We start from the raw sequence: 25219 nt of genomic DNA on the forward strand, positions 1-25219 counted from the left end.
AGCGGTTGCAAACCCTGTCGGCGGTTAATTCTAAATAAATTAATGAAGCACTTTTTTCTTTTCTTCTTTATTGCAATCTCATTTACTGTTTCAGCACAACAGAACTACGATGTTGTATGGACTACTCAAAGCAAGAACGCATCAGCATCCATGCCCTGCGGTGGTGGAGATATTGGTATGAATGTGTGGGTGGAAAAAGGAGAGTTGTTCATCTACGTTGCACGCAGCGGCAACTTCGATGAGAACAATGCATTGATGAAGAGCGGAAGATTAAGAGTGAAACTATTTCCTAATCCATTTGCAGGAACAAACTTCAAACAGCAGTTGCATCTGCAACAGGGATATGTAACAGCTGAAGGCGAACATAACGGTACAAAAGCAACGGTAAAAATATGGGCAGATGTATTTCGTCCTGTTGCACATATCGAGATCAACAGTAACAAAAAAATAAATGTTGAAGCAGCTTATGAAAGCTGGCGTTACCGTGATCGTGTCATTACCACAAGGGAAAACTGGGGCAACTCCTGGAAATGGGGAGCGCCCAAAAATAATGTCTATAAAAAAGATGTGATTGATTTTAACAGTAACGAAGTGTTGTTCTATCATCACAACAGCAGCGAAACCATTTTTGATGCTGTTGTAAAGCAGCAGGGAATGGAAACGGTGAAAGAGCAATTGTACAATCCACTTAAACAATTGGCCTTTGGTGGCTCCTTCAGCGGAAAGAATTTTATTGCAGCCGGAACAGATACGGGCAGGTATGCTCAAACCGATTTCAAAGCATGGAAGCTGAAAAGTAAAACAGCAGCAAAGCAACATGGGCTGCAATTAACGTTACACAATGCACAGGTAAATGACATTACTGTATGGAAGCAATCGCTTGATTCCTTGCAGCAAAAAGTAAAAGCAGATAAAACAGCTTTTCAACAAACACAGCAATGGTGGAAACAATTCTGGAGCAGGAGTTTTATTGCAATTGATCCATTGCAAAAGAAGAGGCGTTCATGGGAAGTTGGACGCAATTATCAACTCTTCCGCTATATGCTGGCTTGTAATGCAAGAGGTGAGTGGCCAACGAAATTTAACGGTGGATTGTTTACGGTTGCTCCGATCTATACCGATACCATCAACAAAGGTCTTACACCTGATTACCGCAATTGGGGCGGCGGTTTGCATACGGCACAAAACCAACGATTGGTTTATTTCCCCATGATCAAGAGCGGTGATTGGGATCTATTGCAACCGCAGCTCAACTTTTATTTACGCCTGCAAAAAAATGCTGAGTTAAGAACGAAAGTTTATTGGAAGCATAACGGTGCCTGTTTTACGGAGCAGATGGAAAATTTTGGTCTGCCCAATTTTGCTGAGTACGGTACCAAACGTCCGGATTATTTTGATAAAGGTGTTGAGTATAATGCGTGGCTCGAATACGAATGGGATACGGTATTTGAATTTTGTTTGATGATGTTACAGGAAGCTGAATACACAGGCAAAGACATCAGCGATAAAATTCCGTTTATCATCAGTTGTCTGCAGTTCTTCGATGAGCATTATCAATACCTCGCCAAGCAAAGAGGAGCAAAGGCGTTGGATGGCAATGGACACTTGGTGTTATATCCCGGCAGTGCTGCGGAAACATTTAAGATGACAAACAATTCGGTGACAACGGTTGCTGCAATGCAAACCATCATCAAACAATTACTTTCAACCAATTTGTCAATTGAACAAAAGCAATATGTTGAATCATTATTGAAACGTGTACCATCACTAAGTTATCAGCAATTCAACGGCCATACAACCATTGCTCCTGCAAAAACTTGGGAGCGTATCAACAACGTTGAATCACCGCAATTATATCCGGTATTTCCGTGGGGAATTTTTGGTGTGGGTAAACCGGGATTAGACACTGCATTAAATACATGGCATTACGATACATCGGTGATCAAATTCCGCAGTCATATTGGCTGGAAGCAGGATAATATCTGGGCTGCACGGTTAGGCCTAACCGAAGAAGCGTGGCGATTAACTTCTCTCAAACTGCAAAATAGTGAACGTCGTTTCCCTGCATTCTGGGGACCGGGTTTCGATTGGGTGCCCGATCATAACTGGGGTGGTAGTGGTATGATCGGCCTGCAGGAAATGTTATTGCAGACGGATGGACAACGCATTCTGTTGTTCCCCGCATGGCCCAAAGAAAAAGACGTACACTTTAAGTTACATGCACCTTCAAAAACAACTGTTGAAGCAGAGTTGAAAGATGGGAAAATTATAAAGTTGATTGTGTTGCCGGAGGAGAGGAAGAAAGATGTGGAGTTGAAGCTGAATTAAAACGTTACTTACATTATTCAAATAGCTTGAAGTCTAAGCGACCTCTCCTTCGTCGAGGTGACGGGTTTCAATATTTTATTATACTCTTACACCCGTCATGTCGAGGAACGAGACATCTCTGAATCATCAGACTGTTGCGAATAATACTTATGTTATTCGTCAGACGTGGGCGTCAGACGAGTTGTTTAACTGTATACTCTTCGTCTCTTTTTCTCTGTGTTGAAAATCACCAATCATCACTCCTAAAACTGCTCACCGGAAAACCTTCTGTACTAAACAAATCACCCACCACAAAATCTTTAAATGCATAGCGCACAGCAACAGGGTCTTTTACATCGGGTGCAGAAACAACAATGGTTCCTCCACTGATCAATGCTTTTGCCGGACGGAAAATTTTATTGGCACCGGCTACTTCAAAATATTGTAAGGCTTTGCCATAACTGGTTAAACCATTCGGAGCACCGCTGAATTTAATGGTGATCGTATTGCCGCTTACTGTCATTGATTCGAAGGCCGGGCTTTCAGATCCAAAACCTTTCAGTCCGTAAGTTTTTGCCAAAGCCATATACGCTAAACGTTTGCTGCCTGTTGCTTTATCGCCGGGATGTATATTGAATTCTTCACCAATATCCATCAACACCGCCATGCCGCTGTTCGGAATTTTTGCAACAGCTTTCCGTTGCGCATCACGCAAATAAGCAGAGTTGTTGTTCACTGCGTTTACAGCAGCGTAGTTATAATAATTGTAAGGTGCTATCTGGCAGAAGTAAAATGGAAAATCACCTTGTCCGCTTTGTTCACGAATCTGTTTTACAAAGGCAGGAAACAAGGTTTCATATTGCTTCGGACGATCATTATTGCTTTCGCCCTGATACCATAAACAACCTTTAATGGTATAACCAAGAAATGCACCCAACATGCCATTGTATAAAACAGTTGCATTGCGGTTGTTGAGTCGTGCAGTATCTGTTGGTAAAGGCACCTGAATTTCAGGAAATGCTTTTAAAGTTTCAGCATCCATAAATGCTTCAACAGGCGAACCACCATAGCTGATGTTGATGACAGCAACCGGTACCTTCAATCTTTCTTGTAAAATTTTTGCAAAGTAATAAGCTGTTGCACTGAAATTGCTTACTGCTTCGGGTTCTGCTGTTTTCCATGTAGAGGCTTTTGTTGTATCCTGTGGAGTGCGTTGCACCGAACGTGGCACGGTGTACAAACGTATCTGATCGTTGGTAGAGTGGAAGATCGCATCATTGCCGCCAAATATCGGTTGATCTCTGTAGCCTTTCATCGGCATTTCCATATTGCTTTGTCCGCTGCACAACCATACTTCACCCAATAAAATATTTTTGATGGTAACAGGTTTGCCATCGCTCACTGTCATGCTGTATGGTCCGCCGGCAGCAGCTGTGCTGATTTTTGTTTTCCATTTACCGGCAGCATCGGCTTTAACCGAATACTTTGCTTTGTTCCAGGAAGTAGTAATGGTTACCGTGCTTCCTGCTTTTGCCCATCCCCAAATGGCAGCATCGGTTTGTTGCTGCAATACCATATTATCACTGAAGAAATAAGGTAATTTAATTGTTGCATGAGCGCTGAAGACAAACGTTAGAACAAACAGGAGAGCAGCTGCACTTTTTGCATGCAGACGAAAAACAAATAAAGACATGATCGGTTGTTTAAGTGTTGCCGAAATTACTGGTTTCTTTCAGTTCTCCCGTCAACCGGCTTTATTTCTATAAGTGGCGAACAGGATTTGTTCCATGAATTTCTTTTTTAGTAATTTTCATGCCGCATTCAGTTGCTTGCAGTATGAAGGAAAAGGATAATAAAGAAGGTTCGCATAAAAATATCTGGTACGGTGTAGGTCGCCAGCGTATTGAAATACCTAAAACTATTTTAAAGTCGAGGGTTAACAGCAATCCTATGCTGCAGCATTTACACATCCATTCCATCGGCTATTATCCAAAAGCAAAAGATCATTTCACGTACCGTAAGAAAGGCTTGCCTGAAAACTTTTTGTTTTATTGTGTAGATGGCCATGGCTTTTTTCAGGTTGGCAAACAGCGGTATGAAGTTGGTCCGAATGAATTTTTTATTCTTCCGCAGAATGTGGAGCATACCTATGGCAGCAGCCCCGATCATCCATGGACGATTTACTGGATTCATTTCGGCGGCGATTCGTTACCGCAGTTTAACGAAGTACAGGAAGTACAAAAGCATTTTAAACCGGAATATGTAAAGAATAATGGGGAGATTATTCCCATTTTCATGAAGATTTACAAAACACTGGAACTGGGTTACAGTATCGATAACCTGTTGTTTGCAAACATGTGTCTGTCACATTTCCTCACATTGTTCATTTACAATTCACGCCATTACACGGCAACAGCAAACGATAAACTCGATTGTGTAGACAGTGCCATTCTTTTTATGCAGGAACATATCAACGATAATATTTCGTTGAATGATTTAAGCAAGCAGTATAATTATTCTGTATCACGTTTTTCAAATCTGTTCAAGCAAAAAACAGGCTATGCACCCATCGATTATTTTCTGCAGTTGAAAATGCAGAAAGCCTGTCAGCAGTTAGATTTCAGCGATCGTTCAATTAAAGACATTGCCTTCAGTATGGGCTTTGATGATCCTTACTACTTCTCCAAACGCTTCCGTACCATTATTGGTATGTCGCCAAAGAAATACCGCACAAGGCGCCTGGATGAAGCGAAGTTGAACATGAGTTAACCCTGCAGTAGTTTCTGCTGGTTATCTTTTGCAAATAATAAATCTTTGTACTTCTGGTAGAGAAAAGAGATAACCAGCAGCACAACACCTATAGCGATATAGGTAATAATCTTTTCAACTGTAGAAAAGCGCAGGCTATCTACCAATACTAATTTAAAAAGGGTGATGCCGAACAAGCCGATTGAAAAGAAACGGAGTATTCTTTTCTTCAGCAAAAAGCCGGCAGCAAACAACCCAATGGCAGCTGCAATCCAAATCGCAGAAACAGTTATTCCCTCATATTTTATCGGAACAAATACGATCAATAGCAGAATGCCCGAAAGCATATACCAGGTGCTCAACTTGTTATATGTTGGCAACAGTTTGTAAACAAGAGCGCTTAACAGCAAATGGAATAAACCATCAAACAACGTAATGTTTGCAAACACATCATCATTAACCGCATTTTTATAGAGTTGCAGAACGGAAACATAGGAGAGCAGACTAAGTGTACCGGTTAACAGGAAATCAATATCCGGCATGGTTTGTTTGCGCAGTATGCGGAAGCCTAAAACAGTAGCGGTGAATAATGCAAAGAAAGCGGCAGTAAAAAAGAAGCCTGTTCCAAACCACAGCTTGTCGTTGTACTGCAATACAAGCCAGGAAATAAAAATGATCCAGGTAAATGAAAACGATAAGTACTTCAGCAATTGCCAGTCTTTTCTGAACGATATAAACAAGATACCGGAGTTAATGATAAACAGGTAGGAGAACAATGCGGCCATGTTTCCCGATTCGCCCCCAACAAGAAAAGGAATACCATACGCACCAACAAAGGCCAGTGTGGCAATTTCCTGCCGGTTAAACCGCAAGGCTACAATCGTTGTTGCAATGGTTAATGCCACCATCAGGGCAAATGCAACAGGCCGATCAATAAAGCCATAAAATTCAAATGCACCATAGGTGGTAAAGTAACAGGTGGCAGCAGCACCGCTAAACAAAATGGCACTGAAGGCTTCGTACTTTTTTCGCAATACAACACTGAGCAAAAGCAATGCAGCACCGGCTACATAGGCAAGTATGATGCGCAGTAGCGGGGAGATGAGGTTTTTATCGATGGCAAATTTTACACCAATGGCAATACCAATTAACAGCACAACGATGCCTACAAGATTCAACAGCTTTAAACCAATGAATTGCTCCAGGCTGAACGCTGGTTTCTTTTGCGGAGGTGGAACAGGCTGGAACGAAGCCCGGACGTCGGGGTTATTGTAAATAAAGTTCCGCAGTTGGTTCTTGAGTTGAAGTAACTCCTGGCGGTCGTTTTCCTGTTGAGCCTCCAGCTTTTTCATTTGCTCAATCAGTTGCTGTAATTCCTGTTTTGAATTGTCTGTCATGGAACTAAAGTATACATCTGACTGAAGAAAAAAATTGACAATGGTCAAAAAAAAGTTGGTAAGTTGAAGATTGCTGTAAGGCTGCCGTAGCATGGTTCGTTAAATTTCGGGCATCACTTTTGACCTAAGAGCTTGTTAAAAGCCTGCATTTGTACGAACGGCTTAGTAGAAGTCGGCTTTTCTCGTTATTTTTACCTAATCGTTTATGTCAAATTTTATCCAATATATGTTCAGTAAAAAGAGTTTAGTGATCATACTTGTTCTCCTGCTGGGGGGCAGTATCTTTTTTGCCGTACAATCATCCGGTATCCGCAGAGAACCTTCTAACCGTTTTGAACGCATCCTGAAGTTAATAGGTGAGTTCTTGGAAGAAGGGCATTATAATCCCAAAAAGATTGATGATGATTTTTCCAAAGTGGTATTCGAGAAGTTTATGAAGAATCTCGATTCGGAAAAATCTTATTTCCTGCAATCAGACATCAAAGAGTTTAAGAAATACGAAGCTCGTATTGATGATGAGATTCATGGAGCACAGCTGGAATCGTTCTATGCCATTAATACTGTTTACAAAAAGCGCATGGAAGAAGTAGCAGCTTTGTACAAAGAAATTCTGCAAAAGCCATTCGACTTTAATGTTGATGAAAAATACAACGACGATGACGATAAGCGTACTTATCCGAAGAACGAAGCAGAACGTAAAGAGGCCTGGCGCTTAAAGCTGAAGTATTATGCACTCGATCGTTATGTAGACCTGTTGGAACAGCAGGAAAAGAATAAGGGCAAAGAAGGCTTTGAGGCAAAAACTAATGCCCAGCTGGAGAAAGAAGCCCGTGAAAAAGTGTTGAAGACTTTCGACCGTATGTTCGATCGTTTGCGTAATCGTTTTAAGGATGAAGACCGCTTCAACTACCTGGTAAATAGTATTACCGAAACTATGGACCCGCACACGAACTACTTGCCACCTTTGGAAAAAATTGCTTTTGATGAGCAAATGAGTGCAGGTGAGTTTTTTGGTATCGGTGCTTCTTTACAGGAAGAAGATGGTAACATTAAAATTGCGTCTATTGTTGCCGGTGGCGCAGCTGCCAAATCGGGCGAAATACAGGTGGGCGATTTTATTTTGAAAGTAGCTCAGGGTAATGGTGAGCCACAGGATTTAACCGGTTTTGAGGTGCCTGATGCGGTGCGATTGATTCGTGGAAAAAAAGATACTGAAGTACGTGTAACCATCAAAAAGCCGAGCGGGGCTATTAAAGTGGTTTCGATGATTCGTGAAAAAATTGACCTGGAAGAAAACCGTGCAAAAAGCACCATTATTAAAGGACCGGATAATCATAAAATCGGATACATCTTTTTACCTGCTTTTTATGCCGACTTCCAGGATGCGAACGGTAACCGTTGTGCACAGGATGTGGCAAAAGAAATTATTAAACTGAAAGCGGAAGGTGTGCAGGGATTAATCATCGATCTGCGTTTAAATGGCGGTGGATCGTTAATGGAAACAGTGGAAATGGTTGGTTTGTTTATTGAAGAAGGTCCGGTTGTACAGGTGAAAAGCAGAGACGAAGCGCCAACAATTCTCCGTGACCGTAACAAGAATGTGTTATGGGAAGGTCCATTAACCGTCATGGTGAATGAGTTCAGTGCTTCTGCATCAGAAATTTTTGCAGGTGCTATCCAGGATTATAAGCGTGGATTGGTAGTGGGCAGTACCTCAACCTATGGTAAAGGAACTGTACAACGCAATATTGAACTGGATCGTGCAAGCTGGGTAAGCAATAATCCTTCTGATCTCGGTAACATCAAGCTTACATTACAGAAGTTTTACCGTGTAACGGGTGCAAGTACACAATTGAAGGGTGTGGTGCCGGATATTGTGTTGCCTGATCAGTACGAATACCTGAAGATGCGTGAAAAAGATGAACCGACGGCATTGCCTTGGGATGAAATTGGAAGTGCGCAGTTCAAAACATGGAAATCTGATTTTGATCTGAATTACATCGTTCAGCAAAGCAAACAGCGTGTAGCACAGAGCCCGGCATTTAAACAGATTGTTGAAAAAACAAACTGGCTTTCAAGTTATGATGGCAAGCACTTCTCGTTAAAAATTGATAAGTTCCGCCAGGAAAAGAAAACCCTCGGTAACACCATTCAGGCAATTGATTCGGTAACTAAGCTGAATACGCCTTTGGATGTAGTAAATCTTGATGCTGATCTCGCTGTAATAAAAGGTAATACCAATAAAGAAGAACGGAACAAATTGTTCATTACCCGTCTTAAAAATGATTTACACCTCGGTGAAACCGTAAACATTATGAGTGACATGATTCAGCAGAAGCTAATTGCACAGAATAAGCAAGCTGCGAAAAATTAATAGTATGAGATAACACAGCTATAACGAAAACGCCCCGCAGTATGCGGGGCGTTTGCTTTTATGAAATCTTCTGTAGTAAATCTATACATCGCTGCACCATTGCCTCACTCACATCCAAATGCAAAACAAAACGTATCTGCTGTTTACCCATGGTAAAACAAAGAATACCTTTTTCTTTCAGCTGAAGTACCAGCTGTTCTGCGTTAATATGGTCTTTCACTCTAAAAATGACAATATTGGTTTCAACGGGTAACACCGTTTCAACGTTTGGATTAGATAGGAGAGCGGCCTCTATCAGTTTAGCATGTTGATGATCGACCGCCAATCGTTCAATATGGTTCTCCAACGCATATAATCCTGCAGCAGCAATTATACCGGCCTGCCGCATTCCTCCGCCAAAAGCTTTGCGTATGCGCCTTGCTTTTTTAATCTTTTCTTTCGTACCCAACAATACACTGCCCACCGGTGCACCCAAACCTTTACTCAGGCAAATGGATATGGAATCGAACAACCGACCGTAATCGTTGGCTTGTTGTTGTTTTTCAACCAATGCATTGAACAGGCGGGCTCCGTCGAGGTGGAGAATAAGACCGTTTGACGTACAAACTTCTTTGATGGCTTCAATCTCGGCAAGGTTATAACAGCTTCCCCCGCCACGGTTACTGGTATTTTCAAGCACCACCAGACTCGATAGGGCTTTGTGAATATCCTCTTTGTTATTGATGCCTTCGGCTACCTGCGTTGCGGTAACACGGCCACGGTTGCCTTGCAACAGCCGAACAGAAGCACCTGAATTGAACGCAATGCCGCCCCCTTCGTACTGGTACACATGGCTCAGCTCATCACAAATCACCTCATCGCCGGGTTGGGTGTGCATTTTTATGGCAATCTGGTTGGTCATAGTGCCCGATGGACAGAACAAACCGGCCTCCATTCCAAACATCCTTGCTGCTGCTTCCTCCAACTTATTCACAGTTGGGTCTTCCCCAAAAACATCGTCACCGACAGGCGCTTCCCACATGGCTTCCTGCATGGCTTTGGTAGGTTTTGTTACGGTATCACTTCTTAAGTCAATCCATTCCATATCAATGATTTAATTCGTTTGCAAAGTAGTTGATCCTTGTGGTATTTTCAGTAAAAATAAACAAAGCGAAGCTGGGAAGCGTTGTATATACGAAGGAAGTTTGAACCGTAAAAGGTAGAAGAAGGCCCTATTTGGCTTCAATTATCAACATAGACTATGAAAAACGACGATTGATGATTACCTTTGCAAACGGTTTACAGTGGATTCTTAACCAGATTTTTGCAACTCCCGGTCAAATTTCCCTGTCTAAGTAACGTTTCAAACAATTAAGAGGAATTCAATATGCGGCAGCTCAAAATTGCAACACAGATTACCAATCGTGATTCACAAGCGGTTGAAAAGTATTTACAGGAAATTTCGAAGATCCCCATGATTACGCCGGAAGAGGAAACAACCCTTGCACAGCGAATTAAAATGGGCGATCAACGGGCTTTGGATAAATTGGTTCAATCGAACCTGCGTTTCGTGGTTTCTGTGGCTAAGCAATACCAACACCAGGGTTTATCGTTAAGTGATCTGATCAATGAGGGTAACCTCGGTTTGATCAAAGCTGCTCAACGTTTCGATGAAACCAAAGGTTTTAAATTCATTTCTTACGCTGTTTGGTGGATCCGTCAGTCGATTTTGCAGGCTTTGGCCGAGCAGGGTCGTTTGGTGCGTTTGCCACAAAACAAGATCGGTACTTACAACAAAGCGAACAAAGCATACATGGCGTTCGAACAGGAACATGAGCGTGAGCCTTCTACCGAAGAGCTGGCTGATATCCTGGAAATGAGCGAAACAGAGATCAACAACATTTTCCAAAGTAATACCCGCCATACTTCACTCGATGCACCTGTGCACGAAGCAGAAGATGTGGCCATGGGCGATTTGCTGGAAGGCAGTGATGATACCGACGAAGATGTAATGAAAGATTCGCTGCGTAACGAAATCCGTCGTGTACTGAAGTCACTCAGCCCACGTGAAGCGGAAATTGTAAATGCATATTTTGGTTTAGATGGCGAAAATGGTGTAACCATTGAACAAATTGGTCAGAAATACGATTTAACAAAAGAACGTATCCGCCAGATCAAAGAAAGAGCAATTAAACGCCTGCAGAAAGCACGCTACAGCAATGCGCTGAAGAGCTACCTGGGCAATTAAGATATAGAATAATGGGTATTAAGTATCGAACCCCGGCCAAAGCGTCGGGGTTTTTCATTACAAATACTTTACACGTTAAAAGCAACAATTAACGGTTGGTTACTGTTATGATAAGTGTTCTCAAGTTAATTTTGAACAACAGGTAACCCGAATAAAAACGTTTGAATTAAAACATGAAATACATCGTTACAGCTGTTTTACTGTTTGCATTATTGGGCTGCGAAAAGAAAGTAGAGTTTGATTTAAATGAAACAATACCGCTCTTAACTGTTGATGCTTCCATTGAAACAGGACAGGGGCCAACAGTGGTTTTAACCAAAAGCCTTAATTATTTTTCAAAAGTTTCTGCAGAGGTTTTAGGTAATACGATCATCAAAGATGCAGAAGTGTACCTGTCAACAGGCAATAAAACCCATCAGCTACGCAGGTACGATGTTGTTTTACCCGGCACAAGCATTCCCTTCAGTTATTACAGCAGCGATACGGCTAATCCATCAACCATCATCCGTGGAGAGGAAGGACAATCGTACAGGCTGCGTATTGTTTGGCAAGGGAAAGAATACACTTCATCTACAACTATACCAACACTCCGCAAAGTCATTGATTCGTTATGGTGGGTAAAAGCGCCCAACACACCCGATACCAGTAAAAAGGTGATCGTTCGTGCAAGGGTAATCGATCCGCAGCCTTTTGGCGATTATGCCCGTTATTTTACCAGCGTAAACAACGGCGTGTTTTTGCCGGGTTTCAACTCTGTATTTGACGATGCGTTTGTAAACGGCACAACCTACACGGTTGACGTGGACAAAGGCGTTGATCGGAATGCTGAACTTGACTTCGAGGAATATGGCTTTTTCCGTAAAGGTGATACGGTAACCATCAAATTCAGCAACATCAATAAAGCCACTTTCGATTTCTGGCGTACAGTAGAATACAGCTATCAAAGCATTGGTAACCCGTTTTCAACTCCAACAAAAATCATCGGCAACATCAGCAACGGTGCATTGGGTTATTTCGGAGGTTATGCCAACCAGTTTACTACGGTTACAATTCCCCGTTAATTATCCACAGCCATGTTCATTGTAACGCAGGTTACATTTTCATTGCACAGATAGGGCTAAATTTGTCGACTAAAATTTTTTGAAGACGATTATGGAAGCAGCAGAAAAAGTACATTGTTTGATCATCGGTTCCGGTCCTGCCGGTTATACCGCCGCTATTTATGCATCAAGGGCTAACCTGAAACCTGTTTTGTACCAGGGAATTCAGCCCGGAGGCCAGTTAACGATTACTACAGAAGTAGAAAATTATCCTGGTTACCCGGATGGCGTGCAAGGTCCTGAAATGATGGTGGATTTTGAAAAACAGGCAGCCCGTATGGGAGCCGATATCCGTTACGGACTTGCAACAAAAGTTGATTTCAGCTCAACTCCTCATAAAGTATGGATCGATGATGAAAAACTCATTGAAGCAGACAGTGTCATCATCAGTACCGGTGCCAGTGCAAAATGGCTGGGCCTCGAAAGCGAACAGCGTTTGAATGGTTATGGTGTAAGTGCTTGTGCTGTGTGCGATGGATTCTTCTTCCGTGGTAAAGAAGTAGCGATTGTTGGTGCGGGCGATACTGCAGCAGAAGAAGCATTGTACCTGAGCAAGCTTTGTACAAAAGTGCACATGCTTATTCGTAAAGATGCCATGCGTGCAAGTAAAGTAATGCAGGATCGTGTGTTGAATGCGCCGAACATCGAAATACACTGGAATACCGAAACACTTGAAATTCTTGGTGAAAATAAAGTGGACGGTATGAAAGTGAAGAATAACAAAACCGGCGAAGAATCGGTTATTCCGGTGCAAGGCTTTTTTGTGGCAATCGGTCATCAACCCAACTCCGATATCTTTAAAGGCTTTGTTGATATGGATGAAGCAGGTTATATTTTAACGGTTCCCGGTACATCTAAAACAAACGTAGAAGGTGTGTTTGCAGCGGGTGATGTGCAGGATAAACATTACCGCCAGGCAGTTACCGCAGCGGGAAGTGGTTGTATGGCAGCGCTGGATGCAGAACGTTACCTTTCTGCAAAAGGACTGGTATAAGTTTCAATAAAAATGTACAAGAGTCCTGCTGTTGTAGCAGGACTTTTTTATTTTCGGCACATGGTAGCTGTTCATTTAAAAGAGTTGACGTTTCATGCGCATCATGGTTTGTATGCAGGCGAGGATTTAACGGGTGGTCCGTTTGAAGTAAATCTCTCTGTTTGGTACGAACCAGAAGGACGTATTGAAACTCTCAGCCAAACAATTAACTATGTTGCATTGTTTGAAATCGTAAAGCAGCGGATGCAGCAGAAAACAGCTCTCATAGAAACAGTGGCAGAAGATGTGTGTGCAACAATTCAACAGGCGTTTCCGTTTGTAAATAAGATAGAATTGAGCATTGACAAATGCTCACCACCCATTGAAAACTTTTCGGGTAAAACCGGTATAACCATGTACAAAACATTTAACCGTAGCGTATGATGAGGTTTTTTCTAGTATTATTTTTTATTGCAGGCTTAACTTTTGCGACGACAGCGCAAACGGCAGATGATTTGGTGAAACAAGGCGATTTGCTGGAGAAGCAATTGAAGGAAGATGAAGCTTATCAAAAGTTTAAAGAAGCCATTAAGTTAAATCCTGTACATGTACATGCATTGGTGCGTTGCAGCGAACTGGCAAGCCGTATCGGCAGAAGACAGGCTACCAAAGAAAAGCAAATGGATTTTTACCAGGCTGCTAAAATTTATGCAGAGCGTGCATTGAAAATAAATCCTAGAGACAGTGAAGCAAATGTGGTGATGTCGTTGGCATATGCACGGATGAGCCTGTTAAAAAGCGGAAAGGAAAAAGTGGAGTATGTACGGGAAATAAAAAATTATGCAGACAGAGCATTGGTGAGTAACCCCAATAATTTTAAAGCGCTGTTTGTGATTGCACGCTGGCATTTTGAAGTGAGTAATTTAAATGCAATGGAAAAAGCTGCTGTAAAAGTTTTTTTCGGCGGACTTCAAAAAAACTCACTCGATTCTGCCATCCATTATTACGAAAAAGTAAAAGCCATTAGCCCGAATTTTGTACTGAATTATCTTGAGCTTGCGAAAGCTTACAACAGAGCCGGAAAAAAAGAAAAAGCAGTTGAGGCACTTAACCATTTGCTAAAAATGCCCAACACAGCAGCCGATGATCCGACGGTTAAAGCAGAAGCCCGTGAATTATTGAAAAGCTGGAAACAATAGCCTTTACATTTTTATAAATAGCTTTGCAGCTTAAATATATTCTTTGAGCGCCAGTGTTTTTTTATTTACGCCGCCTTTTACCCAGCTGAATACGCCGTACCCTGCAACGGCTTATTTAAAAGGTTTTCTCAATACAAAAGGCATTTCCTCTTTCCAAAGCGACCTTGGTATAGAAATAACCCTGCAGTTGTTTTCGAAAGCCGGACTGCAACGCATGTTTGCGTCCATCGATGCCGGAAAAGAATGTTCCGACAATGCAAAACGTATACTGCTGTTGCAGGATGACTACATCTCAACCATTGATGAGGTGATCTCTTTTCTGCAGGGAAAAAATCCAACACTGGCTCATCATATTGCTTCCCGCAATTTTTTGCCCGAAGCCGGACGGTTTGCAGAAATCACCGATTTTCATTGGGCTTTTGGTGTAATGGGGCTGCAGGATAAAGCCAAACACATCGCCACACTTTATCTCGAAGATCTTGCTGATCTCATCAAAGAATGTGTAGATGATCATTTCGGTTTCAGCCGTTATGCGGAGCGCTTAGGTCGCAGCGCTAACAGCTTCGACGAGCTGTACAACGAATTACAAAAGCCGCTTACCTTAGTCGATACCTTATTGCTCGATCAGTTGCAGCAGCATATTGAAAATGTGCAACCCAAACTTGTTGCCATTTCGGTTCCTTTCCCAGGTAATTTGTTTGCAGCTTTCCGTTCTGCACAATGGATCAAAGCCAATCATCCGAACATACAGGTAACCATGGGCGGAGGGTTCCCCAATACCGAATTACGTTCGCTCAAAGATGCACGTGTGTTTGCGTTCTTCGATTTTATTACACTCGATGATGGCGAAGCACCAATTGAACAGTTGTGGAAATACATCAACAACGAAATTGATGCAGCGCAATTGAAGCGAACCTTTCTGTTGCAGGATGGAACAGTTACGTACATCAACAACAGCTCCTGTAAAGATTATAAGCAAACCGAAGTGGGTACTCCCGATTACAGCGATCTGTTACTGCACGATTATATTTCGGTGATTGAAGTGGTGAACCCCATGCACAGTTTGTGGAGCGATGGCCGCTGGAACAAACTTACGATGGCGCATGGTTGCTATTGGGGCAAGTGTACTTTCTGCGATATTTCATTAGATTATATTAAACTCTACGAACCTATTGCTGCAAAACTCTTGTGCGACAGAATGGAAACCATCATTGCACAAACAGGCAACAATGGTTTTCATTTTGTGGATGAAGCGGCACCGCCTGCATTGATGCGTGCACTGGCATTGGAAATCATCAAACGCAAACTGGTAGTTAGCTGGTGGACCAATGTGCGTTTCGAAAAAAGTTTCACCCGTGATCTTTGTCTGCTGTTGCGTGCAAGCGGCTGTATTGCTGTAAGCGGCGGATTGGAAGTAGCAAGTGATCGTTTACTCTCTCTCATCAACAAAGGTGTAACAGTAGAACAGGTGGCAAGAGTAAACAAACATTTTACTGAAGCCGGTATTATGGTGCATGCGTACCTGATGTATGGCTTTCCTACACAAACGGCGCAGGAAACAATTGATTCGCTGGAGATGGTGCGACAGTTATTTAAAACCGGTGTATTGCAATCGGCGTTCTGGCATCAGTTTGCAATGACGGCCCATAGTCCGGTTGGTATGAATCCCGAACACTTCAACGTAAAGCGTGCAAAAGAAGTGGCTATAACATTTGCAGATAATGATGTGGAGCATGTTGATGAAACAGGTGCGGATCATGAAAGCTTTTCGTTTGGCTTAAAGAAATCGCTGTTCAACTATATGCAGGGCGTTTGCCTCGATGATCCTTTGCACAAATGGTTTGAGGTAAAAGTGCCGAAGACAACTGTAGCGCCCGATTATATTCTCAACATTCTCAACAACGATGAGCCGCCTGTATTTAAACCTGCTGCAAAACTTGTTTTCCTTGGGAAAGTGCTCAAAAGTGAAATCATTACCAAGTCGAAAAAAGGAAACAGTTGGGAAGTAATGCAGATAATTTTTGCAACAAAAAAGGAAACCATCAGCATCAGTGTCGATCCGCAGAAAGGAGCGTGGCTGTTGCAGTTGTTGCCGCAGCTGAGTGTATACAACGACAGGATGCTGACCATGCAGGAAGTAAAAGACAGTTACGAACAGCAGGGCCTTGATGATTTTGAATTGTTCTGGGATAATAAACCCATCAGTAATTTATACAAGGCCGGACTACTGAAACTGTAATCTACAGCTAAGTCTTGACCAGCATTTTTTCATTTACAATTATTATCTTGAAAGCATGCGCATTTTTTTTGCATTCGTATTATTGATTTGTTTAAATACAAATCTGTCAGCTCAGGAAAAATCATTTGAAGGAGTAATTGATTTTCAATTAGAGGTAAAATCGAAAAACAGTTCCATCAGTGATGAAAGTGTTCGCCGTTTGCTGGCAGCGGGTACTACCATGAAGGTACACATCAAACAAGGTAATACCAGAAGAGAAAGTTCGAAACTGCTTGAAATTAACCGGACTGATTCCAGCAAAACATTTTTTAGTTTCAAGGGTATTGATACAATTTTTTACAATTTACCTTCTTTAAAGAATGAAACCCCCGAGATTGTACAATCGGATAAAATTGTAAATATTGCCGGCTATAACTGCAAATCGTTTACTGTGCGAACTAAAAGTATGATCGTTACCTACTATTACGATCCCTTACTATTTCAGGATCCGAAATACAGCAGACCTGATGATGATATTTCGTTTACGCAATTTTTACAACAAACCAAATCGGTTTATTTGAAATGTATTATTGAAAGTGAGCAATTCATTTATACCGAAACCGCATTCCGGGTAGTTAAAACAACAGTGTCAGATGCTGTATTTCAGCTACTGCCATTGCCTGTTGCTGAGTTTCAGTTTTCATCTCATTATAAAATTCCATTTTTTAAATCGGAAGGTGAAGCAGAGTGGAGCAGATATGTTCAAAAAAATATAAATGCTGATTTAGTGAGCAAGTATGTTAAAATACCAAAAGGCGAAAAAATAGCCCAGCAATCAGCACAAGTCTTGTTTGTTGTAACAGCAAATGGTATTGTAGGTGAAGCCGAGGTAATCAATAAAAAGGAAATACATCCGGCACTTGCGAAAGAAGCATTACGGATTATAAAAGAATCTTATGGCTGGAAGCCGGCAACAATAAGAGGTGAAAAAATAGATCATTTAATGACTCAGACTATTACGTTTCGTAATACAGCAGAATGATCAATGCTGCCCTCGGAGTAATCTTTAAACCTCTACGTTGATACGTTATCTTTACCGCAATGGATGTGCAATTAGTACCAACGCTTTTCGATTACCGGCTTACGGATGATGTTGTTGCAGACAACGTGCTAACGAAACAAGCGGCAGAGGAGCTGTTTACTTTTTTCGCCGGTTGTGCGTTGTTTAAATGGCACGATGTACACAATAACTGCGAAGCAAGAGCTGATGCTGTTTGCCGTTTGCTCGAAGCCTGGCAGGTTCCGCATTACAAAGCATGGGTGTTCGGTGGATATTTTTTGCGCAAACATATTGGCGGCTTGAAACAGTTATGGAACTATCATGTAGCTGCCGTGTTGCCGGTAAAGGAAGGAGCGGAGACGGTTTTTTATGTCATCGATCCATCTGTTGGCACTGCCCTGCAAACAATGTATAACTGGGCTGCCGAAGTAACGGCTTATCCGCATAGTTATCATTTCATTAAATCGGCCGACTATTTTATTTTCCGTTCAGGAAAAATTAAAAAAGATAACTGGCATTTGCGTGATAAGCAAAACAGCAAATGGATGCTGCAGGGGCTGGCAGGTATTAACGGGGTTTCTGCAAAAGGAAGAGCACAATTGTGTTTTAATAAACAACGCATCCGCAATACGGCCAAACGTTTTGCAATGTTGCAGCACAACAAACCGCTGTTAACAGCAATAAATGTTTAGCTCACTTCTACTTCCGTTGCAGCTGATGTTTTCCTAAACAGCAAACTGAGTGCAACCACCACAATCCAAACAGCAGAAAAATAAAGTAGTCCCTGTAAATTCGAGGCAACATCTTCCGGATCGAAACGGCCATGAATTCGTTTGTGAAAGAATTTGTTGGAGTATTCCTGCGCCAGTTCTATGCCATAACCAAACAGGTACAGGAAACCAAAGATGCACGCATGAATGATGAGATTGCGTTTGGCGAAGAGGATGTTTAGAAACGCAGCTGCCAGGAAGTAAAACGCCGCATGCATTTCTTTATCCATTCCCCTGAACACGGCAGGAAGCTTCAGCATAAAGCCAACAATGGCAATACCGAAACAGAAAACAGCAATGAATAATTTCGACCAGATGCTAAGGTTTAATTTCATTTTTTGTTGGACGATTGTGCTGTAAGATAATTTATTTCTTCTTGTGGCTGACTGCAGCAGCTTTCAGTTCAAAAAAAGCAAGCGACAGAATAATGAGCAACTCACCACCAAAATAGAGCAAATCGTACACAGTCATTTGCTGATAAAAAGCAATCAGCAATACAATGGTTAGCACACAATAGAACAGATTGGCAATGGCAACCAGCTTTAATCGTACAGACGGGTCATACGTTTGCATAATCGAATGGGCGAGGGAGTAAACAGCAAGCAGCACAGCAATACCCGACAAAACATACAATACATTTTTGGGCAAGCCGAAAAAGGATTCTAACCTGGTTAGCACCAACCCCAGCAGAATAGCCGATACCAGTGCGCCCATACCATCGATAAGGAAAATTGTTTTGGGTTGTAGTTTACGGTGTAGTTGCATGGGTTTGTTTTTTGAATGGTGAGTTACTGTTGAATGAATAGCTATCGAATGGTTGGCTATCAACAATGGCGTAGTTATTTATTCAGAAAAATAATGGGAATAGAACAGAAAGTAGCAGTGGTAATAGATGAACTAAAACATCCATTACGTTTTGCCTTCTTTTTTCTTCATAGTCGTACCAAGAAGATCTGTTATAGGTTGGTTCTCGTTTGTAGATTATTTTGTAAATGTATCTTAGTATTGCGTAGGTTGAAGCATAGATAAACGAAGTCGCCAATACAAAGGGGGGATAGGGATTTGCATCTTTCGTTTTTATAAACGATCCGAATAAAGCATAGCATATCGATAAGGCTAGAATAACGACGATTAATCTGTCATTTCTTAGCTTTTTCGAAAAAGCCATAGTTGCTAATACTATCATGGGAATATATCCCATCCATAAGATCGTTTCAGATGATGCAATCATTATATTTTTTCTCTTTCTTAATGGTTGGTGTCTCCACCAGCTAATAAAAAAATGTTGCCATCAGTTTATTTGGAGTGAAGCTTAATTGTATCAATCTCTTTCGCTTTAATTTCCTCACTTTTTTCCAATTCTAATATACTTGAGTTTAAAACAATCTTTTTTGTTAGAGACTTTCCGTTTTTTAAAACAATGTCAACAATTTGGTAGCCCATACCTTGCTCTGGCAAGTTTTCAAGTAAGTTCGAAAACTTTTTCGGTAAATTAATTCTTACTTTATTTTTCATAAACTCTTTTATCAAAGTATGTTTTTTCTGAGGTGCCTTTTTCAAAATATGCTTCAATGCCTCCTCCTTCGTGTCCAAATGCTGGTTGAACAATACCCCTTTGTAAAATGTCTACACTTTTTGGTTGCACATAAAATGCCCATTTAATTTCATCATCGTTTGGCAAAGCATATCTATCTACAGGGTCATCTTTGTACATTACACAGTGTAGATAGTCAATTTGCGTTGTCGTAAATGTGCCGTCTTTTAATCTTTTCTTTTCGAAGTCAACTCTCTTGTCATTTTCAAAAGCAGAAAGTCGTACAAATATTTCCGAACCATTGGCATTTTCTTTAGGACTGTCTGTCGCTCCTTTACCACCAGAGTGCCTACGTTTGTCCTTTTTTGTGCTTTCACTCATCATTTTGAATTGTAATGATAAGTTTCTAACAGTGTCAATTAACTGGCTCTTTTTAACAATGTCAATTGAACTTGTTTCTAAGGGCAAAAATTGCGCTTCATTTAATACAGAACTGAAAGACTTTGAAAAGGCCAGTTTTTTGGAATTTGCAAATGAATCGTCAAAATCTAATATCAATTCAGCATTATAAACTAAGTAGCGTTTTTTGATTGAACGTCCATATAGAGCTGCATCAATTACTTGATATCCCATTCCGGTTTCAGGAAGGTTTATAAGTTTTGTTGTGTCTGAAAAGTATGCTTTATGTATCATAGTCAGGTGTTGTCTTAAATTGCTGTCAACACTTAAATATACGCACCTTCTTAGTTTAAAAGCTATTGATCATCAAAGGAAACTTAACTAAGTATGTTCTTCGCTATATTACTTTCCCCTTCCACTTATCACTCTTCAAATAATTAAAGGCCATTACAAAAATGACGCTCCAGTAAATGAGTTCCGAAGCCCATGCCCAGATGAGGTTGAGTTTGTACACTTCCAGTACAAGGACAATATAAACGAGATAAGCCACAATGGTCACCGCTTCAATAATGAGATTCATTTTGGTATTACCGGTACCTGTAACAGCATTCAGCCATACTACGGAAATCGACATCAGCAACATACCCGTTGTTACCATCCGCAATACCGGTACGGCCGCTGCAACAAATTCGTTCGATAAACGAAACACCGACAGCAGCTCATGTGCAAATACATTGAACAGGATGAACATACACAGGGCTGATGTAAAGCTCAGCTTCATAATACGGTAAATCAGCTTGTGTACATCGTGGCTTCTTCCTTGCCCGATGATATTACTCACCATGGCATTGGTGGTGGATGCAAATGCCCAGATGAACACACCCGACAGCGAAAAAATATTCCGCATTACATTCGATACCGCCAAAGCCCGTTCGCCGTGATGTTCAATTAAAATATAAAACACCAGCCAGCTGATGAGGCTGATGGAAAACTGTCCGATCAATGGTGCCGAAATACGCAGGATGAGCCTGGTTAACTCTTTGCTGTAGCGTAAATAACTGAACAAATGAAAGCGTGCATGCAAACCTTTCAGTAAAATAAAACCAAACACCACTACCACACCAATGGCTTCGGCCAGTACCGATGCCACGGCTGCACCGTTAAAGCCCAGCTCAGGTAACCCGAAATGACCGTAGATAAAACCATAATCGAAAAAGATATTGGCACCGGCTTCAAACAAAGTGCCGATCATGAGGTAGCGACTGTTATTCGTACCCACCAAAAATGCATTCCCCATCTGGAACAGGTAGAGGAAGGGCAGCCCCCATACACGAATCTTTAAAAAATTAACCGCACTCTTGTCTACATTTTGCGATTGCAACACGTTGTTGAAAATAACCGGCGCCAGCAGGTAGGTAAGTGCAATGCCGATGGCTGCAAAAATCAACGCAATGCGCACGCCCTGCGAAAAGAGTTTGCCGATTTCTTCCAACCGGTTTTCGCCTGCACGTCTTGCAATCAGCGATTGAATGGCATTGTTGAGCCCATTACCCACAACTGCCACCACCAAAAAATACACGCCGGTAATACCCGCTGTTCCCAATGCCGCTTCGCCCAATCCGCTTACGAAATAATTATTGGCAGTAAAATTGAGGAAGGGTACCAGCAGCGAAAGGCTGATGGGCAGCGACATTGATAAGATTTGCCGGTTGTTGATCTCCAGTTTTAAATCGTTCTTCGGTAAAGCAGTTTCCAAGCAGCGTTATTTTTGGCGAAGATAAGATAGAGACACGGATGACACGGATAAAGCCGGATCTTCGCAGATCGAAAAATCAGTGGTCATCTATCCAATCAGTGCCTTCCGAGATGCTATTCACCCGATTATCGTATTATTGCAGCAATTGAAGTATGAGTACAGTATTACATCCAACAGTAGAGCTTGGCAGCAACAATCCCGAAACGGTTGATACCGCATCGGCTTACCTGTTGGTGCAGGTGGGGAACGGGTTTGTTGGTTTTGTTTCGTTTCAGCCAACACAAAAAGAAGTTCATGCATGGATTGTGTACGAAACTGCGGTGCATGAACTGGAAGAGAAAGTAGCGGCCATTGCAGCGAAACACACGTGGGTACATACCAACTATAAAAAAGTATTGCTGGTGCAATATGCCGCCACCAATGCCTTGGTGCCTGCAAGTTTAAACAGCGATGCGGCAAAAGAATCGTTGCTGGAGTTAATGAACGGCCCGTTGTACAACACGGTGCTGGCAAAAGATATTGTGTTACAGCAGAGCCTCGTTAATCATTACAGTATCGATGCAACGGCAGCAGCCTTGTTGAATAAACGTTTTCCGAAAGCTGAGTGGTGGCATCTGCAATCGTTACTGCTTACGCAAAAAGCATCAGCCGAACCGAGAATAACTGTTACCATCCGCTTCAGCGAAGTGCAGCTGACAGCAGAGCGTGGCGGTAATTGGTTGCTGCTGCAATCGTACAGCTATCAAACACCGGAAGATGTGCTGTATTATATTCTGCATGCGATGGAGCAATTGCAGTTAAGCCAGGAAGAGACCACGGTGCTGTTGCAGGGTTATATCAATCAGCATTCAGCTTTGTACGATGTGTTGTATAATTATATTCTCAATTTGCAGTTGAAAGAGGAACTCGTGTATAGCTTTCCTGCAAAAGAAGATCATCCGGTACATTTATCAGCTTCACTCGACCAGGTTTTAGTATGCGTATCATAAGTGGAAAATTCGGCGGAAGAACCTTTCAGCCACCGGCCAAAATGCCTTACACAAGGCCAACAACCGATTTGGCAAAAGGTGGTTTGTTCAACATCATCGAAAACAATCTCGATATTGAAGAGTTGAAAACACTCGATCTTTTTGGTGGCACGGGCAGCATCAGTTACGAGCTGGCAAGCCGTGGCGCAACTGATCAAACCATAGTAGAGAAAGATGTAAACATGAGTGCCTTTATTAAGCAAACGGCAGCTAAGCTGGGCATTCCGTTAAAGCTGGTAAAGATGGATGTGTTCAAATACATTGAGCAGTGTAACGAAAAATTCGATTTCATTTTTGCAGGTCCGCCGTATGCGTTAGGCACCATCGATGAGTTACCGAAAGAAATTTTCAAGCATGGTTTATTAAACGAAGGTGGCTGGTTTGTATTGGAACATACGCCACGCAACAGCTATACACAGTTTCCGTTTTTCCGTACAGAGCGGAACTACGGCACCACCATCTTCTCTATCTTCGTAAACAAACCCAAAGACGAATGACGAAAAAAGAGGCAAGAAAAGTTTTTAAAGAAATGCGGTTAAGCCTCACCGTGGGAGATCGTAACAGGTTTGATGATCTGATCCTTATCCATTTTCAGCAACTGCAATTACCCGATCTGTTTTATGTACACACGTATCTTGCCATGAAAGAGCAGCGTGAAATTGAAACCGATCATTTACTGCATTACCTCGAGTTCCGCAACCCGGAGCTGAAGATCGTTATCCCCCGCATGGATCATACAACCAGCGAACTGCTGCATATTGAATACGATGAGTTGGTAGATGTGATGAAAAATGAATGGGGCATTCACGAACCGGTGAATGGTAACCTGGTAGATGAACAACTGATCGACTTAGTGTTTGTTCCGTTGTTGGCCTTTGATGAAGACGGTTACCGTGTTGGTTATGGTAAAGGCTTTTACGATAAATTCCTCGCCAAATGCAGACCCGATGTGTTGAAGGTGGGATTAAGTTATTTTGAGCCCATACCACGCATCAGCGACCGTGCACAATTTGATATACCTTTAAACTATTGCGTTACTCCGCAACGTGTGTATGAATTTGGCTAATCTCACATTCCAGTCTGTACGTTTTTTACTGTTGCCGTTTGCGTTGCTGTACGGCGTTGCTGTGTGGGTACGTAACAGGTTGTACGATAAACAGCTGTTGAAATCAACAACAGTAAACATGCCCATTATTTGCGTGGGCAATTTAAGTGTGGGTGGTACCGGTAAATCGCCCATGGTAGAATATTTGTTGCGTTTGCTGAAAGACGAAGTAAAAATGGCAACCCTGAGCCGTGGATACAAACGCAAAACAAAAGGGTATGCCTTGGCAAACGAAAACACAACTGCATTGGAAATTGGTGATGAGCCCATGCAGTTTCATTTGAAGTTTCCCGATGTAACCGTTGCTGTTGGTGAAGAACGGATTGAAGCGATACCGCAATTGCTGCACGACCGGCCCGATACGCAAGCTATCATCCTGGATGATGGTTTTCAGCACAGAGCCATCAAAGCAGGTTTGAATATTTTGCTCACGGATTACAACAATCTGTTTACCCGTGATTTCTTTTTGCCTACCGGTGACTTACGGGATGAGCGCAGCAGTTACAAACGTGCCGAAGTAATTGTGGTGACCAAATGCCCGGCAACATTAACCGAAGCGGAGCGTAACGAAATTGAAGCAGAGATCAAACCATTGCTGCATCAGCAGATATTCTTTTCAACAATCGAATATGGTGTGCCGTATCATATTCTGCATCCGCAGCAGGATTATCATTTGCACAAACAGCTCGAAGTGTTGCTGGTAACCGGTATTGCCAATACGGAGCCATTAACAAAGCATATCCTGGCCAATTCGTACACGTACGAGAAAATCAGTTTCAGCGATCATCATATTTTCAGTATCGATGATTTGAAAGAGATCCGCAAGCGGTTCAGTAAAATGGATCATGCAGCAAAAATTATCATCACCACCGAAAAAGATGCAGTGCGGTTGGTAAAGTTCAAAGAAGAACTGGAAGATCTTCCGTTGTTCGTTTTACCCATTCGTCATCGTATCTTGTTTAACAGGGAAGAAGCGTTGAAGAAAACAGTGATTGCTTTTATTCAGCAATTCTCCCGTAAATAA

The 25219-nt window shown here is 42.0% G+C and carries 23 protein-coding genes; 15 read left to right on the forward strand and 8 right to left on the reverse strand.

Annotated features, from left to right (window positions below):
- Positions 1-42: 42 nt before the first annotated feature.
- On the forward strand, positions 43-2328 hold the full coding sequence (locus IQ13_RS01630) for a DUF5703 domain-containing protein (protein ID WP_144883849.1): 2286 nt from the start codon (positions 43-45) through the stop codon (positions 2326-2328).
- A 226-nt stretch (positions 2329-2554) separates the two neighbouring features.
- On the opposite strand, the gene IQ13_RS01635 is transcribed toward IQ13_RS01630, so the two are convergent.
- Complete coding sequence (locus IQ13_RS01635) at positions 2555-4000, reverse strand: sialate O-acetylesterase (RefSeq protein WP_144883851.1); 1446 nt, start codon at positions 3998-4000, stop codon at positions 2555-2557.
- A 143-nt stretch (positions 4001-4143) separates the two neighbouring features.
- Between IQ13_RS01635 and IQ13_RS01640 the strand changes: the two genes are divergently transcribed.
- Positions 4144-5076, forward strand: coding sequence for an AraC family transcriptional regulator (locus IQ13_RS01640; protein ID WP_144883853.1), 933 nt, complete (start codon positions 4144-4146; stop codon positions 5074-5076).
- Here the strand turns inward: IQ13_RS01640 and IQ13_RS01645 are convergent.
- Entirely contained in the window at positions 5073-6452 is a 1380-nt protein-coding gene (locus IQ13_RS01645) for a DUF2339 domain-containing protein (RefSeq protein ID WP_158637279.1), read from the reverse strand. The genes IQ13_RS01640 and IQ13_RS01645 overlap by 4 nt on opposite strands.
- A gap of 205 nt (positions 6453-6657) precedes the next feature.
- Here IQ13_RS01645 and IQ13_RS01650 point away from each other — a divergent pair, with 205 nt between their 5' ends.
- Positions 6658-8826 (forward strand): carboxy terminal-processing peptidase, encoded by a 2169-nt coding sequence (locus IQ13_RS01650; RefSeq protein WP_242009453.1) that lies wholly within the window; start codon positions 6658-6660, stop codon positions 8824-8826.
- Between the two features lie 58 nt (positions 8827-8884).
- Here IQ13_RS01650 and IQ13_RS01655 read toward each other — a convergent pair whose 3' ends face one another.
- The gene (locus IQ13_RS01655) at positions 8885-9910 is read right to left on the reverse strand and encodes a threonine aldolase family protein (RefSeq protein ID WP_144883857.1); all 1026 of its coding nucleotides are present in this window, start codon (positions 9908-9910) and stop codon (positions 8885-8887) included.
- Positions 9911-10192: 282 nt separating this feature from the next.
- Between IQ13_RS01655 and IQ13_RS01660 the strand changes: the two genes are divergently transcribed.
- The 8 genes from IQ13_RS01660 to IQ13_RS01695 all read left to right on the forward strand — a co-directional run bounded on the left by IQ13_RS01660 (position 10193) and on the right by IQ13_RS01695 (position 18295).
- Positions 10193-11053: a sigma-70 family RNA polymerase sigma factor gene (locus IQ13_RS01660; protein WP_129132464.1), complete on the forward strand. Its 861-nt coding sequence runs from the start codon at positions 10193-10195 to the stop codon at positions 11051-11053.
- Between the two features lie 173 nt (positions 11054-11226).
- On the forward strand, positions 11227-12114 hold the full coding sequence (locus IQ13_RS01665; protein WP_144883859.1) for a DUF4249 domain-containing protein: 888 nt from the start codon (positions 11227-11229) through the stop codon (positions 12112-12114).
- Positions 12115-12205: 91 nt separating this feature from the next.
- A complete protein-coding gene (gene trxB, locus IQ13_RS01670) occupies positions 12206-13147 on the forward strand; it encodes a thioredoxin-disulfide reductase (RefSeq protein ID WP_144885025.1) in 942 nt (313 codons plus the stop codon).
- Positions 13148-13159: 12 nt separating this feature from the next.
- Complete coding sequence (gene folB, locus IQ13_RS01675) at positions 13160-13570, forward strand: dihydroneopterin aldolase (RefSeq protein WP_144883861.1); 411 nt, start codon at positions 13160-13162, stop codon at positions 13568-13570.
- Entirely contained in the window at positions 13567-14325 is a 759-nt protein-coding gene (locus IQ13_RS01680) for a tetratricopeptide repeat protein (protein WP_144883863.1), read from the forward strand. Before folB ends, IQ13_RS01680 begins: the two co-directional genes overlap by 4 nt.
- A gap of 43 nt (positions 14326-14368) precedes the next feature.
- Positions 14369-16564, forward strand: a complete 2196-nt coding sequence (locus IQ13_RS01685) for a B12-binding domain-containing radical SAM protein (RefSeq protein WP_144883865.1) — start codon at positions 14369-14371, stop codon at positions 16562-16564.
- A gap of 55 nt (positions 16565-16619) precedes the next feature.
- Complete coding sequence (locus tag IQ13_RS01690; protein WP_144883867.1) at positions 16620-17585, forward strand: energy transducer TonB; 966 nt, start codon at positions 16620-16622, stop codon at positions 17583-17585.
- Positions 17586-17644: 59 nt separating this feature from the next.
- The gene (locus IQ13_RS01695; protein WP_144883869.1) at positions 17645-18295 is read left to right on the forward strand and encodes a protein-glutamine glutaminase family protein; all 651 of its coding nucleotides are present in this window, start codon (positions 17645-17647) and stop codon (positions 18293-18295) included.
- Here IQ13_RS01695 and IQ13_RS01700 read toward each other — a convergent pair.
- From IQ13_RS01700 to IQ13_RS01720, 5 genes are all read right to left on the reverse strand, one after another.
- Positions 18292-18708, reverse strand: a complete 417-nt coding sequence (locus IQ13_RS01700) for a hypothetical protein (RefSeq protein ID WP_144883871.1) — start codon at positions 18706-18708, stop codon at positions 18292-18294. The genes IQ13_RS01695 and IQ13_RS01700 overlap by 4 nt on opposite strands.
- Positions 18709-18739: 31 nt before the next feature.
- Positions 18740-19138, reverse strand: a complete 399-nt coding sequence (locus IQ13_RS01705; protein ID WP_144883873.1) for a hypothetical protein — start codon at positions 19136-19138, stop codon at positions 18740-18742.
- Between the two features lie 531 nt (positions 19139-19669).
- A complete protein-coding gene (locus tag IQ13_RS01710; RefSeq protein WP_144883875.1) occupies positions 19670-19888 on the reverse strand; it encodes a hypothetical protein in 219 nt (72 codons plus the stop codon).
- Positions 19878-20600 (reverse strand): hypothetical protein, encoded by a 723-nt coding sequence (locus tag IQ13_RS01715; RefSeq protein ID WP_144883877.1) that lies wholly within the window; start codon positions 20598-20600, stop codon positions 19878-19880. Before IQ13_RS01715 ends, IQ13_RS01710 begins: the two co-directional genes overlap by 11 nt.
- 103 nt (positions 20601-20703) lie before the next feature.
- A complete protein-coding gene (locus IQ13_RS01720; protein ID WP_144883879.1) occupies positions 20704-22062 on the reverse strand; it encodes an MATE family efflux transporter in 1359 nt (452 codons plus the stop codon).
- A gap of 152 nt (positions 22063-22214) precedes the next feature.
- Here IQ13_RS01720 and IQ13_RS01725 point away from each other — a divergent pair, with 152 nt between their 5' ends.
- Genes IQ13_RS01725 through lpxK form a run of 4 tightly spaced genes read left to right on the forward strand, consistent with a single transcriptional unit; the run spans position 22215 to position 25219 of the window.
- On the forward strand, positions 22215-23051 hold the full coding sequence (locus IQ13_RS01725; RefSeq protein WP_144883881.1) for a DUF3822 family protein: 837 nt from the start codon (positions 22215-22217) through the stop codon (positions 23049-23051).
- Positions 23039-23587 (forward strand): RsmD family RNA methyltransferase, encoded by a 549-nt coding sequence (locus tag IQ13_RS01730; protein WP_144883883.1) that lies wholly within the window; start codon positions 23039-23041, stop codon positions 23585-23587. The genes IQ13_RS01725 and IQ13_RS01730 overlap by 13 nt, the downstream gene beginning before the upstream one ends.
- Positions 23584-24156, forward strand: coding sequence for a 5-formyltetrahydrofolate cyclo-ligase (locus tag IQ13_RS01735; RefSeq protein ID WP_144883885.1), 573 nt, complete (start codon positions 23584-23586; stop codon positions 24154-24156). The genes IQ13_RS01730 and IQ13_RS01735 overlap by 4 nt, the downstream gene beginning before the upstream one ends.
- Positions 24143-25219, forward strand: coding sequence for a tetraacyldisaccharide 4'-kinase (lpxK, locus tag IQ13_RS01740; RefSeq protein ID WP_144883887.1), 1077 nt, complete (start codon positions 24143-24145; stop codon positions 25217-25219). Before IQ13_RS01735 ends, lpxK begins: the two co-directional genes overlap by 14 nt.

It is taken from the genome of Lacibacter cauensis, from assembly GCF_007830055.1.
GTDB classification, from domain to species: domain Bacteria; phylum Bacteroidota; class Bacteroidia; order Chitinophagales; family Chitinophagaceae; genus Lacibacter; species Lacibacter cauensis.

Excerpts from the sequence above, each read along its gene's own strand:
- IQ13_RS01725 (WP_144883881.1), top strand. The coding sequence starts at position 22,215 with ATGAGTACAGTATTACATCCAACAGTAGAGCTTGGCAGCAACAATCCC.
- IQ13_RS01640 (WP_144883853.1), top strand. The coding sequence starts at position 4,144 with ATGAAGGAAAAGGATAATAAAGAAGGTTCGCATAAAAATATCTGGTAC.
- IQ13_RS01710 (WP_144883875.1), bottom strand. The coding sequence starts at position 19,888 with ATGAAAAATAAAGTAAGAATTAATTTACCGAAAAAGTTTTCGAACTTA.
- IQ13_RS01715 (WP_144883877.1), bottom strand. The coding sequence starts at position 20,600 with ATGATACATAAAGCATACTTTTCAGACACAACAAAACTTATAAACCTT.
- IQ13_RS01730 (WP_144883883.1), top strand. The coding sequence starts at position 23,039 with ATGCGTATCATAAGTGGAAAATTCGGCGGAAGAACCTTTCAGCCACCG.
- lpxK (WP_144883887.1), top strand. The coding sequence starts at position 24,143 with ATGAATTTGGCTAATCTCACATTCCAGTCTGTACGTTTTTTACTGTTG.
- folB (WP_144883861.1), top strand. The coding sequence starts at position 13,160 with ATGTACAAGAGTCCTGCTGTTGTAGCAGGACTTTTTTATTTTCGGCAC.
- IQ13_RS01645 (WP_158637279.1), bottom strand. The coding sequence starts at position 6,452 with ATGACAGACAATTCAAAACAGGAATTACAGCAACTGATTGAGCAAATG.
- IQ13_RS01630 (WP_144883849.1), top strand. The coding sequence starts at position 43 with ATGAAGCACTTTTTTCTTTTCTTCTTTATTGCAATCTCATTTACTGTT.
- IQ13_RS01635 (WP_144883851.1), bottom strand. The coding sequence starts at position 4,000 with ATGTCTTTATTTGTTTTTCGTCTGCATGCAAAAAGTGCAGCTGCTCTC.
- IQ13_RS01665 (WP_144883859.1), top strand. The coding sequence starts at position 11,227 with ATGAAATACATCGTTACAGCTGTTTTACTGTTTGCATTATTGGGCTGC.
- IQ13_RS01660 (WP_129132464.1), top strand. The coding sequence starts at position 10,193 with ATGCGGCAGCTCAAAATTGCAACACAGATTACCAATCGTGATTCACAA.
- IQ13_RS01695 (WP_144883869.1), top strand. The coding sequence starts at position 17,645 with ATGGATGTGCAATTAGTACCAACGCTTTTCGATTACCGGCTTACGGAT.
- trxB (WP_144885025.1), top strand. The coding sequence starts at position 12,206 with ATGGAAGCAGCAGAAAAAGTACATTGTTTGATCATCGGTTCCGGTCCT.
- IQ13_RS01700 (WP_144883871.1), bottom strand. The coding sequence starts at position 18,708 with ATGAAATTAAACCTTAGCATCTGGTCGAAATTATTCATTGCTGTTTTC.
- IQ13_RS01680 (WP_144883863.1), top strand. The coding sequence starts at position 13,567 with ATGATGAGGTTTTTTCTAGTATTATTTTTTATTGCAGGCTTAACTTTT.
- IQ13_RS01690 (WP_144883867.1), top strand. The coding sequence starts at position 16,620 with ATGCGCATTTTTTTTGCATTCGTATTATTGATTTGTTTAAATACAAAT.
- IQ13_RS01655 (WP_144883857.1), bottom strand. The coding sequence starts at position 9,910 with ATGGAATGGATTGACTTAAGAAGTGATACCGTAACAAAACCTACCAAA.
- IQ13_RS01650 (WP_242009453.1), top strand. The coding sequence starts at position 6,658 with ATGTCAAATTTTATCCAATATATGTTCAGTAAAAAGAGTTTAGTGATC.
- IQ13_RS01705 (WP_144883873.1), bottom strand. The coding sequence starts at position 19,138 with ATGCAACTACACCGTAAACTACAACCCAAAACAATTTTCCTTATCGAT.
- IQ13_RS01735 (WP_144883885.1), top strand. The coding sequence starts at position 23,584 with ATGACGAAAAAAGAGGCAAGAAAAGTTTTTAAAGAAATGCGGTTAAGC.